The organism is Dellaglioa sp. CoH-55-MRSF-6 (genome assembly GCF_056782215.1).
This window is the reverse complement of the sequence record NZ_JBXAYJ010000003.1, coordinates 42234-54731: the sequence shown is the minus strand read 5'-3', so window position 1 is coordinate 54731 and position 12498 is coordinate 42234. Positions and strand designations below refer to the sequence as shown.

Below are 12498 nucleotides of genomic sequence, written 5' to 3'. Positions count from 1 at the left end.
CTTTTGTTTACGGAAAATTAAAAAGATAGCACTGTAATCGACTAACTTGATTACCGCTCTATCTTCATTTTTCAAAAAATAATCCACCCTGATTAACTAAAACATCTGCTACAGGTGTCTCTATTCGTTTATTAAGCACCATTTTTTTCGTCTCTGTTACATATTTTTTAAAATTCATTGTTTGTAAATGAGCTTGGTAATCCTCGTCACTCCGGTAAATTTCAACGAAAATCCATTGATTTAAATCTCCATCTACAGAAGCAATGTATGTCACTAAGAGTCCTGCTTCATTTTCAAATGATTGTTTCATAGTATTCAATGAAACTTCTCTAAATTCTTTAACCCTATTCGGCTCTATTTCAATACTTGTTACTTTGAGTATAGCTCTGTCAGGCTTCAATTCATGCAAGGCTGTTGTTTTTTCTAACAGTAATTCTGGGGATAAATTAATCATCGATTTTTCAATTACTGCCTGAGATGCGATATTACTAAACATTTTAAATTGAGCCGAATTTGCATGTTTTTGATATTGATCTTCGTCTTGATAAGATTCAATCACAATATTTTCAGTACCCGCCTCATCCAAATGTACACTGTACATCGCCAAAGTTCCTTTTTCTTGCTGAATTGAGGTCGTTAAATTAATCATCCCTGCTTTTTCAAATCTTTCACGATCAGATAGCTTAATTTTAAGTTTGAATAGTCTTAATAATGGGGCATTCTTAAGTTCTATCATTTATTCACCCAATCCCATCAAACGATTATAATTTCCATAATTAATCAGGGCTCGATCATCTTTCGAAAGATTCAACTGATCTAAAGCTTCAATTATGGCATCCGTTGCTCCAGCTGGCGCAATCCCTAACGGTGCATCAGTTCCAAACAGTACGTGGCTAACACCATAATAATCAATTGCTAACCCTAATGCTTTAGGATTGCCCAATAATGCAGTATCTACATAGAAACGTTTAAAATCAGCTGCCTGTTCTGGTGATAGAATATGGTTAATTCGTTCAGCAAAATAAGGCACCATTGCCCCAGCATGATGAACAATTACTTTAAGTGTAGGATAGTCATTAAAAATTCCTGACTGTACTAATTGCAACATTGCTTGCGCTAGTTCATATTCCCAACTAAAAATAATATTATTGTCTGGTTTACGATCATCAAAAATTGGGTGTAACAGAATTGGGATATTTAATTGTGCAGCCATTTCAAAAATAACCCGGTATTCCTTTGCAGCAATACTTTTTCCAAGGGCACGCGTAAATAACTGAATGCCAACTAATTCTGAATTTTTTAGCACTTGTTCTTTTATAATACGTGTTGCTTCATCGATGTTATTTAGAGGTATCATTGCAATACCCGCTTTAAACAAGTCTGCATTTTGTTGAACCATTTCAATTATTTCGTTATTAGCTTGCCAGCATAATGCCGCTGCTTGTTCTGGCCCTACGTAGTCCTCAGGATTCACGTTGACTGCTGAGATAACTTGTTGGACATTTCTGTTCCGTAATAGGCGTCTTTGTTCAATATCAATCAATATGGGATGTTTAATAAATGGCATTTTTTCTGGCAAGTTCGGCTGAATAGCTAACATCTCGTTATAAAAATGTGGTGGTAAAACGTGTGCAAAAACATCAATACTTGTCATTAACTTTTCCCTCCTACAACCTAATTTAGGTTTCTTTAATTTAGCTGATTATCTAATACTAGGCAAAAATGCTAAAATAGCCTGCTCATTCCTCTCACCTAATATAAAAATTTTCTTATTTTAATGGCTCTAATTGTTTGATAACTTTGGCGGGCACGCCGCCCACTACTGTATTGTCAGGAACATCTTTTGTCACCACTGCACCAGCTGCTACAATCACATTATCCCCAATATGAACGCCACCAATAATCGTGACATTTCCACCTATCCACACATCGTTTCCAATTGTAATTGGTTTAGTATAAGTAATTAAATAACGACTACCATCTTGTCTTTTTCCAAAACGTTTTGTTGCATCTAATGCATGTTCACCACAATATAACTTCGTGTCTGGCGCGACAATGACACGATCTCCTAATGTGATTTTGTTTGAATCTTGAAATGTACAATTACCGTTAATAAAAACATCATCACCAACAGTGATATGTTTACCATAAACTGTATTAAATTGACCATTAATAACGAGTCCTTCCCCAGATTTCCCTAACAACTCGTGAATTGCTGTTGCTCTTTTCTCTAGGTCAGTTGTCGTATTGATTATAGTGACTAATTCTTTACCCGCCGCAATCATACCCTGTAATTCTGGGTCGCGATAATCATAATCTTGACCTGCCAATAATTTTTCATGTTCTGTCATCATTTTGCCCCTCCATTCACTATTTGACGCCCTTTTCTTCCTTAATAATTCAATTGTATTATACTACTTAAATTAACTGAACTAAATTCAAAAGATTCGGTTCTAGTGATATTAAAAAAGAGCCAACCTAATTGTATTTACCCAATCAGGTTGAACCCTCTTACTTCACAATATTATTTTCAAACTTCTTCAACAACTGTTGTCGTTTTTCAAGTTTCATTCCTTGAACTGCAGCAAAGTTAAACCATTTCAACTGGTTAAACCCCATCTTCCGGAATGTTCCCCTAAATACCATTTTAGTCACAGGATTTCCAAAGATAGTTCGATAAATCCAACCTGGTGTTGACATAGTTGTAACCATTTTAACTTTCTTTAAATGAACCATCTCATTTTTAAATAATTTTTTATTTTCCTGCTCTGTATAAAGAATCCCTTTAGCAATAACTTTGTCAAAGAATCCCTTCATCATAGCTGGCATAGATTCCCACCAGATTGGAAAAATAAAGACAAGCTCATCTGCAGCCATGAGGCGTTCTTGATAATTCGCCGTCATAGAATCCGTTGGTATCTTCTTACGCCAAGATATTAGGTCTTCTTGGTGCATTACAGGATCAAACCCATCTTTATGCAAATCAATTACGTCCACAATACAGCCCTCTTTTTCATACGCTGCTTTAGCACTAACTAGTAATGCCGCTGAATAACTCCTATTGTGCAATTCATTGTATCCAGCGTCTGCAGTGTAGGGATGATCAAATATAATACAAATTTTTTTCATGTTCAATAACCTCTTTTAATTAGTTTAATAAATTTTCCGACTTTAATGACTTTATATAAAATACTTCAAGTGTCATTTATCTTTCTTGCTATAAGTGTTACATTTGTTACACTTATATTAATCATTTATCGCGTGATTTACAAGATACAAAATCGTGTTATTTGTTACACTTCAAGGAGATATAAAAAATGACGGAAAATAACCAAGCAAAATTAAGTAAAAATTTGATTATTGATTCTTTAATTGACTTATTAAAAATAAAATCTTATCAAGAAATCACAATAACTGAAATCACAAAAAAAGCCGGAGTTGCCCGGCTGACTTTCTATCGTAATTTTGAAAATAAGGACGCGATTTTACTAACTCGGTCCGATTACTTATTTGACCAGTTTTACGCCGAACTCAAGTCCAATCAAACAGAAATTAGTTTGAAAAACATTTTCAAGCTAGCTTTTAACTATTGGCATAATGATTCTGAATTTATGGATATCCTAATTAAAAATGATATTGTTTATTTATTGGAAGATTCTTTTTATACTTATTTTGAAAAGATTCTTAAAGATACGCCTAGTATCAGTCGGCTAAATAATACTCAAAAAACGTTCATTCTTGGTGGCGTTCTACGAACGATGTTGCAATGGATTAGTAGTGGTAGTCCTGCTACAGCTGAAGAAGTTACTGCAGATATATTGGAATTGATTCAGTAAAAGTATGCTAGATTTTAATGATTAAAAAAATAGCCCAGATATTTATCTGAGCTAAGTCTAAACCTCTATTTAAAAATCTTAGGACCCTTACGCATTTTAGTACGATCATTTCTAGCAGTAGCCTTCTTATTGAAGTTTCCGCCATCAGTTTGTTTCTTTTTGATAATTTCTAGCATTTTATCTCTATCAGTCTTTGCTTTATCAGCCATTAATGTTTCCTCCTTGCTCTATTAATTAACAATTTCTTTCAAAGTTAAAGATTCATATTATGAATACATGCCTTCAAATAAAGTTGATCTTTTATTATTCAACTTACGTCGATTTTAATTCTGTATGCCCCGCTAATCAGTATACAGTTAAAATAACTATGCTCTTAACAGTATATCATTACGACTATCTTGATATCAATAGACGTATAAATTGGATGCCTTTAATTAACCATTCACTAATAATGTTCAATCTCAACGAATTTTGTTCCAACCTTTTCAACGAATTCTTTATCATGATCAATGATTAACATCGGTGGTTGAAAAGCCAGAATAACATCTTGAATTTGTTGACGCGTGATAACATCTAGATAATTAAGTGGCTCATCCCAAATATATATATTTGCTGGTTCAACCAACGAACGACTCAAAGCCACTTTTCTCTTTTGGCCCATGCTCATTTGACTGATATCTTTATCAAATTCATAACGTTCAAAACCAAGTTTTCTTAATGTATCCAACATTAAAGAATAAGAAACATTTTTTTCTGCAGCGAATTCTTGTAAAGAACCAGATAAACCATCAAAATTTTGCGGTAACCAGCTCACTTTTAAAGGTGTTGCAAATTTGTATTGCCCTTGATACTTTAATTGACCTAGTATAGCAGCGATAACGCTCGATTTACCAGAACCATTTTCACCCTGAAGAATAACGCGCTCTCCCATCTTTAATTTAAAATCTACCGGTTTATTTACCGGCAATTGTTTACGAAATGCTGATAAGCCAATTACCTCTAGTAAAGTCTTATCTGACACTAATTTTTCAAAATTCAACGTTAAAAGATCTGCCACATCAATATTCTTAAGTAAAGATTTTTTCTCTTCTACTGCTTTATCGGCACGTTTTTTAATACTTAGTACCCGTTTCATAGATTTAGCTGCCTTGTGGCTAATAAATCCTCTGTCTGTCGCACCAGATACTTTCGCCTCAGTCTGATTAGCCCAACCCGATTTTTTCCGTGAAGCACCTTCTAATCGTTTAATATCATGTTGTAATTTTTCTTTTTCATTATATTCCCAATTATTTCGTGACGTATTTTCGTCAGCCCACGTATTATAATTACCCTTAAATTGACTGATTTTAGCGCGATCAATTGAAATAACATGATCAATAATATTATTTAAAAAATAACGATCATGACTGATTAAAATAAATCCTTGTTTTTGTCTTAGATAATCAGAAATAATTTTTCGACCGTTTTCATCTAAATGATTAGTCGGTTCATCTATTAATTGAAATTTACCTTCGCCAACAAATAAGCTGGCTAATAATATCTTAGTTTGCTGTCCTGGACTTAATTGATTAAATGGTTCCGTCAATAATTTTTCAGATAGTCCAAGTTTATCTAATTCGATTAAAATTTGCCACTGATCATAGTCTTGTAAGTCTGTGATACTCTTGATAACCAGCCACACTGACTCTTCTGGTTTAACAACTGTTTGAGGAAAATACTGAAATTCTAAATCTGTTCTAATCTTTCCTTGGTACTGTAATTGATTTTGTAAAATTCTAAATAAAGTCGTTTTTCCGCGACCATTTCTACCAATTAGACCTAACTTCCAGCTGGCATCTAATTGTAAATCAACATTTTTAAAAATTGGTGCTAATTGTCCATCATATTGAAAACTTAATTGTTTAATTTGTATTGTTCCTATAGTAATTACCTCATTTCTTTGTGAGGTCGACCGCTAAACTATCCATTTGATTCTACAAAAAAAGAGCATACAGTTATATGCTCTTCAATCGTTATCCATCAAAAAAAGTGGTTCTTTCAGATGTGAAAAAGAATTGATATTGCAAACCGTTTGAATAGTCAACATGCATAAAAAGACACACTTCGTCCCTTGTTTAGTCGACAGTTATTCGATTAACGATTTGTATTTACCAATGCACTTCACACTCCCTGTTTATTAATTATTTACAGTCTACTATAGTTATGGTAGATAGGCAAATTAATCAAATGTGATATTAAATTGGTAAGCAATATCCTTCATCGCATCAATTTGATAGTCATCCTCAACATCACTACCCCAACTATCAATACCACCAACACCTCGAACGGCGCCTAGAATCGATAAAACGGTACGATGTTCCGCTGGTAATTCGCTATGATGTGTCGCATTTTCTAATTCTTCAGCTGTATAAGGTAAACAACTAAACGCAATTGGTTGATCAACCGCACTGAATGTTAAACCCGTTTCAGAAGCCTGTTGCATACGATTATCCAGAACAGACTGTCGATAAACAGTTACCCAATCATTTTGCATATGCACACCACAATCTTGCGGAACTAAGTATGGTGTCACTGGTAACCCTTGAACTTCATATCGGCCTGGAATTCCTCCGGCCATTCTATCTGGATAAGTTTCTCCTGATAATCCTTGGTAACAAAAACGAGTCGCTGGTGTGGGCATAATAAATCGCAACCCAAAAACAGGTAATGAGGGTAATCCAGCTTTTCCTTGGTATGAAACTGCAACATTCATTTTTCCGGTTGCTTCAACAGTATAAGTGACCGTCACTTGCGTTTGCGGCACAGTCAGTGTGTTATAGATATAACTTATAGCCACTTTTTCAGCGACTTCATGGTTAGTGTAACGATTATTTTCTGGTGCAATCGGTAACGCAATTGGTTTACCATTAATAGCAACTTTAACTGATTGACAATTACTGAATTGATCAGCGGCCAACCACATCCCTGACTTTACTGGAAACTGACTCCCCTGATCGTTATCCGTTGTTGCACGCCAAAAAGTCGGTTTTGGTGAGCGATAAAGCCACTCTTTACCTTGAATTCTAAAAGATTCTGGGCCACCCGTTTGATAGGAGAAAATATAATGAAAATCATTTCCTTTTAAACCGAGTGTGACATCTCCGTAAATGACAGTTAACTGCTTATTTATCTGTGCCATAATAGTATTTTACCTCCTGCATTGCTGGTTTTTCATTACGTGTGGCAAAAACGAGTCCATCACCCGAAAATGCATAATCAGATGGTCGATCATCAAAATCGCCACCATAACGCAACTCATTTTGACCTGTGACGGGATCTTCAACTAACAATGCTTGATCGATAAAGTCCCAGATGAAACCACCTTGATAGGATTCATATTGTTGTAATAAATCAATATATGATTTCATCCCGCCCAATGAATTACCCATATCATGCATATACTCACACAAGATAAATGGTTTTTGTGGTGAATTTTCTAGATAGTCTTTAATTTCGGCTGGTGTTGCATACATCCGACTTTCAACATCTGAAATGACATCTTTGTATTCAGGCGCACGGAAAACACCTTCATAATGAACTAAACGTGTCGAATCTTTTTGTTTATAGTACTCATTCATTTTCGCTAAGACACTGCCGGCGTATGATTCGTTACCCAATGACCAAAATAAAACTGAGGGATGATTTTTAAATAACTCAAAATTACTTTTAGCGCGGTCTAAAACGGCTGCTTCCCATTGATCCGATGAGCCGGGCACATTCCAAGAAGGCTCAACTTCACCCATTTTCTGCCAAGAACCATGTGATTCTAAGTTGGTTTCAGCCATCATATAAATACCAGCCTGATCACAACGATTGTAAAAAGATAATCGATCTGGATAATGTGACGTCCGAACTGCGTTAATATTGTTACGTTGCATACAGTCAACATCCCAAGCTTCATCATTATCTGAAATGGTTCTTCCTGATTTAGGGTTCCACTCATGACGATTAACACCATTGATAATTAATCGTTCACCATTTAATAACATCACGCGATTCTTAATTTCAATTTTGCGAAAACCAACTGGTTGTTGGATAATTTCAATTAATTGCCCATCAGCATCTAAAATTTCTAATTGTAATGTATATAAATAAGGCCGGTCATTCTGCCAAGCAGTCACTGGTTGTGCTAAATTGTAGTGTTTTTCGACATCTGACCCACTCATTAATTCATCGCTAAATAACACCGCATCTTGGTCTTTGAATGTGACACGGACACGTTGTTCTGCCCCACTAAAATGAAGTTGTAAATCTACTTGTCCTGTTTTTTGTCCACTATCGTAATCAGGAATCACCCAAAAATCATCTAAATGTGTTGCAGGTTGTGCTAACAGTGTCACATCACGAAAAATTCCGAAGAAACGGAAAAAGTCTTGGTCTTCAATGAAGGCTGCAGAACTTCGTTTATGCACTTCAACTGCCAAACAATTATCCTTATCTTTTAAATAAGGTGTCAGGTCAAATTCGCTTGGTGTAAAACTATCTTCTGCGTATCCTAGAAAATGTCCATTCAACCAGACGTACATTGCCTGTTCAACACCTTCAAAACGGATAATAACGCGTTTATTTTGAAGAGTTGGTTCCAAGTCAAAATGGTTTAAATATGAACCTACTGGATTATATTCTGCATCACTAAACATTCCAGCATACTGATTTAAATCAGTATCTGAAAAAGCAGGTCGTCTATATTCATGTCCTTCCCAAGGATACATCGTATTAATATAATGTAATTGCTCATATCCTGATAATTCAATATGCTGTGGTACTGGAATTGTGTCAAATTGTTCTGCATCAAAGTCAGTCTGATAGAAATTTTTTGGTCGACTTGCTGCATTAGTGCTGTAACTAAATTTCCAAGTTCCATTCAAAGATTGTTCAAATGAACTTTTTTGTTGTAACATTTCTGCTTGAGTTGCATAGTACTTATGATCACTGTGAGCTGGTACCTGTCCAACACGAAAAACGGTTGGTGTATCTAGCCATTCAATTTCTGGTGTCATCTGTTTGCCTCCGTTTTATATAAAAGCGTTTTCATAATTAAGTATATGTTTTCTTTTGGAGGTTGTCAAAAAGCATTATAAAATTGAGACAATAAAAAAAATTAGATTTAAGTGAAAATACGGTAATCTCATTTTTATTTTGTGTAAAATTGATTAACTTCTTCCTTTGGGCCTTTTAATTGATTTTTGCAGTAAGTTTCAGTATCGATTGCTGTATTAATCCTTCTGCAAAAATGAAAAAATGTAAAGGGAGGAGAAATCGTTTATATACCCTTTACTTTTCTTTGTGTTTTAGCTAGGTTATTATCAGTAGTTGCTCCCAAAACCCAACGAATATTCCAAATAGAAGGAAATATCTTTAAATTTTAAATACAATAAAAAGGCTCTGTACTATCTGTTGTTGGGACTAGTGTAAAAACTATTACTGATGACAGTTTTTTTGTATAATAACAAAAAAAAGCCAAAAGTCATAAGACTTTTGGTTACGAGTTCATCCATGTTCATTATCCCTCAACCACCACAGATGAATTAATAAGAAAGATGGAACTCTCCGCATGCCTAATCATACTAAATTTTGGCTTAAAATAAAAGACAGTAGTCTAACGATTGTTGATTATCAGTCTTCTAATGACGGTGTCACTCGATTTAACCGTGTTCTTGATTACCAGCCGAAGGGATTGTCCAAATTGTGATATTAAAAACGAAGGACAGATTATCAGGTATAGTTGGCGTCAAACACCCATACGCTACCCTAAATTTTTTGGTAAATGTATCATTTTATCACTCAAACGAAGATACTTTAGCTGTCATGAGCGGCAGTCATACTTCCTTGTCCAAACAAGTGTGGTTCCTAAAAATTGTACGATTTCCAATCTATCTAAACAGCTCTGTTTAACTAAATTAGCGGAATCCGTTTCTTTAACTCATATTGCTAATGAAATTTCGAATCCTGATTCCTTTGTAGGTCGTATTTTAATGACCTTTGAACGTGATTTTAAACCTAATTATAAATTTTTACCTAAAGTACTCCTACTTGACGAAGTCAAGAGTACCAAATCAGCTACAGATGCCATGAGTTTTGAATTTATGGATGCTAGTAACCATGAATTAATCAAACTTTTATCTTTTAGAAGATTCTATCAAATAGAACGTTATTTTTATCGTTACTCAGCTGCAGCTAGAAAAAACGTGAAAATTATCGTAACTGATATGAATTATACCTATCCTAAACTAGCCAAAGAAGTCTTTCCTAACGCGATTGTCATCATAGATACCTTTCATATTATCAATTCAGTGAATCGTGGATTCACTAAAACTAGAATTAGACTGATGAAAGAACTTTCAAAATCATCACAAGACTACAAAGCACTAAAACGTTACTGGAAGCTCCTGTTAAAACCTTCTGAAACCTTAGATTTTAAAAATTTCAAGAAATGGACTTATTTCCCATACCTAACAACAGAAACAAATGTCGTTGATCATTTATTAGCGATTCATCCTGAACTAAATAAATCATATGAACTCATGAACCAAATAAGATCAACCATTCGGTTGAAGGACTGGAAATCTTATGATTTTACAGTTAGAAACACCGAAAGGTGTTCTGAAGAAATGCTTAAAAGTATTGAAACGTTGCTTTGTCACCATTCTGAGATTAAAAATAATTTTGGCTATTATTATACTAACGGTCCTTTAGAAGGAATAAACAATAAAATTAAGGTCATTAAACGCGTTGGTTTTGAATTTAGAAATTTTCGTAGATTCCGAACTAGAATATTTTATACACTTAAAATCCATACAAAAAAACACCTCACAAATTGCTTTGTGAAGTGCTTCAAAATATCGATATAAATATATATTAGCGTTTTGAGAATTATCGATTAATACTTCATGGAATCTTATCTATTTGAATCCACTTGTATCAATACTTTACAATATTGAAAAAGGAACAACATTGAATAAAATCCATAATACGAGATAAAATTAACACCATAAAATAGACTAGTCAAGACACCATTAATGGTGTCTTTTTTTATGCTTTACACACTCTCTACCCATTTAATATATGTCTAATCAATTTCTATTTCAAGATTTCCAGTAACGCTTTAGAGATACGCATTCTATCATCTGTGGTCATGCTTTTCAATCTGTTAATTAATTCGGGCGTATAAATGTCGTTAAAATCATTACTCATTAATATATCAGCCAAATTTAATTGTAAGGCATTCAGAACTAGTTCCAACTTTCTTGTACTCGTATCGTCTAATTGTCCTCTTTCGAGTCGAGCCAAATAGCTGGCGGATACGTCCGCCATTTCTGCCAATTCTTCAATTGTAAGTCCTAATTCTTTTCGCTTTTTCCGAATGAAAGTGCCCACAAGTATAATCATAAATCGCTCCTATTTATCCATATGTTTAATGATAAATTAAGTGCGCACACTTTCAAAGCTCTCAGTATACCTATAAAGTTACATAAAAAGGTAGTATTGAGTATATTTTTGAGATAAAATATATCATGTGAAGATAGTGCAAGATATAAATTACTTTTTTGGGGGAGGAGATTTTATAGGGATCGTTTGGTAAAGGTTGGTTAATAATTCGTTCAAAGAAAAGGGAGAAAATTATGAATAAAGAAGAACTTTTAGATTTTTTAATGGCAAAAAGAAGTGTTACAGCGGGAGCTGCAGTTATCCAACAACAAATTCGTGAAGCAGAGGCTAAGATTGAAAAAGGTAAGAAAAAATTTCGAGGAATAATCATCGCATTAGTCGTTTTAATTGTTCTTTTTATGATTACTAGTCAGACAAGTGCGGCGATGCCATTCATCATTGCTGTTATCGCGCTATTTGCTTTTAAATATTTTGTTTATATTATGCCGGGTAATGAATCTAAAACACAAGCCTTAGCAGACTTGGACGCTGAAATGGCAAATGAAGATTATATTGCAGGCAAGCAAGGATTCCCAGAGAAATTCTACAACTATTTCGATATTTTTCGTCTTTGGAAATTAATTGATGAAACTCGGGCACGTGATTTGCAAGAAGCCTTTAACATTTTAGAAACACAACAATTCCAAGAAACTCAACTTTCAATGCAGGAAGAAATGAGAGGCTTACAACAAGATATTGCCTCAAATGCACGCTTGGCAGCTATGTCCTCAACCGTCAGTGCATTTAATTCGTTCAGAAAATAAGATTTATTATATTAAATTTATAAAAATGGAGAAAAAATGTCAAAAAAAGCAAATATTATTACCGGTGTCAGTATAGTAGCTATAGTTATTATTGTGGCTATGTTTATGATGGGCAATTCAAATAAGATGGATGGAAGCTATATTTCCGACATGGGTGGTTCCAAATTTGAGTTGAAGTTTAAAGGAAACACTGTGACTAAAGTTGAAACTGATAAAAAGTCAGACCAAGGTACTTATGAAATTGAAGACGGTAAACTTACCATGAAATTTGATGATTATACAATGAAAGCTAGTTTAGACAAAGATAAAAAAACATTTACACTTAATTCCGTAACTGGTTCACAAATGATGGGCTTCGGATTTTTATTAGAGGGGTTAAAATTTGAACAGGTTGCTAAATAATTATTAATTTATTGGGAGGATATTTTATA

13 protein-coding genes are annotated in these 12498 nt (G+C 34.2%); 4 read left to right on the top strand and 9 right to left on the bottom strand.

The features are described from left to right. Positions 1-64 precede the first annotated feature (64 nt). The 4 genes from AC1RPK_RS04025 to AC1RPK_RS04010 form a co-directional block, all read right to left on the bottom strand. Complete coding sequence (locus AC1RPK_RS04025) at positions 65-736, bottom strand: putative quinol monooxygenase (protein ID WP_481761597.1); 672 nt, start codon at positions 734-736, stop codon at positions 65-67. Continuing rightward, complete coding sequence (locus tag AC1RPK_RS04020; RefSeq protein ID WP_481761598.1) at positions 737-1654, bottom strand: amidohydrolase family protein; 918 nt, start codon at positions 1652-1654, stop codon at positions 737-739. Positions 1655-1769: 115 nt separating this feature from the next. After that, positions 1770-2354, bottom strand: a complete 585-nt coding sequence (locus tag AC1RPK_RS04015; RefSeq protein ID WP_481761599.1) for a sugar O-acetyltransferase — start codon at positions 2352-2354, stop codon at positions 1770-1772. Between the two features lie 157 nt (positions 2355-2511). Further along, entirely contained in the window at positions 2512-3129 is a 618-nt protein-coding gene (locus AC1RPK_RS04010; protein ID WP_481761600.1) for an NAD(P)H-dependent oxidoreductase, read from the bottom strand. Positions 3130-3317: 188 nt separating this feature from the next. On the opposite strand from AC1RPK_RS04010, the gene AC1RPK_RS04005 reads away from it, so the two are divergent. Next, the gene (locus AC1RPK_RS04005) at positions 3318-3836 is read left to right on the top strand and encodes a TetR/AcrR family transcriptional regulator (protein ID WP_481761601.1); all 519 of its coding nucleotides are present in this window, start codon (positions 3318-3320) and stop codon (positions 3834-3836) included. 65 nt (positions 3837-3901) lie between these two features. Here the strand turns inward: AC1RPK_RS04005 and AC1RPK_RS04000 are convergent, their stop codons facing one another. From AC1RPK_RS04000 to AC1RPK_RS03985, 4 genes are all read right to left on the bottom strand, one after another. Continuing rightward, positions 3902-4045, bottom strand: a complete 144-nt coding sequence (locus AC1RPK_RS04000) for a hypothetical protein (protein ID WP_409022043.1) — start codon at positions 4043-4045, stop codon at positions 3902-3904. Positions 4046-4281: 236 nt separating this feature from the next. Next, positions 4282-5742, bottom strand: a complete 1461-nt coding sequence (gene abc-f, locus AC1RPK_RS03995) for a ribosomal protection-like ABC-F family protein (RefSeq protein ID WP_481762188.1) — start codon at positions 5740-5742, stop codon at positions 4282-4284. 312 nt (positions 5743-6054) lie between these two features. Then, positions 6055-7014, bottom strand: coding sequence for a beta-galactosidase small subunit (locus tag AC1RPK_RS03990; RefSeq protein WP_481761602.1), 960 nt, complete (start codon positions 7012-7014; stop codon positions 6055-6057). Continuing rightward, a complete protein-coding gene (locus AC1RPK_RS03985; protein ID WP_481761603.1) occupies positions 6998-8875 on the bottom strand; it encodes a glycoside hydrolase family 2 TIM barrel-domain containing protein in 1878 nt (625 codons plus the stop codon). The genes AC1RPK_RS03990 and AC1RPK_RS03985 overlap by 17 nt, the downstream gene beginning before the upstream one ends. A 633-nt stretch (positions 8876-9508) precedes the next feature. Here AC1RPK_RS03985 and AC1RPK_RS03980 point away from each other — a divergent pair. Further along, positions 9509-10726: an ISL3 family transposase gene (locus AC1RPK_RS03980; protein ID WP_481761604.1), complete on the top strand. Its 1218-nt coding sequence runs from the start codon at positions 9509-9511 to the stop codon at positions 10724-10726. A 229-nt stretch (positions 10727-10955) separates the two neighbouring features. On the opposite strand, the gene AC1RPK_RS03975 is transcribed toward AC1RPK_RS03980, so the two are convergent. Continuing rightward, positions 10956-11264 (bottom strand): helix-turn-helix domain-containing protein, encoded by a 309-nt coding sequence (locus tag AC1RPK_RS03975; protein WP_481761605.1) that lies wholly within the window; start codon positions 11262-11264, stop codon positions 10956-10958. A gap of 233 nt (positions 11265-11497) precedes the next feature. Here AC1RPK_RS03975 and AC1RPK_RS03970 point away from each other — a divergent pair, with 233 nt between their 5' ends. Continuing rightward, a complete protein-coding gene (locus AC1RPK_RS03970; protein WP_481761606.1) occupies positions 11498-12067 on the top strand; it encodes a hypothetical protein in 570 nt (189 codons plus the stop codon). Between the two features lie 36 nt (positions 12068-12103). Further along, complete coding sequence (locus AC1RPK_RS03965; RefSeq protein ID WP_481761607.1) at positions 12104-12469, top strand: hypothetical protein; 366 nt, start codon at positions 12104-12106, stop codon at positions 12467-12469. Positions 12470-12498: the final 29 nt, after the last annotated feature.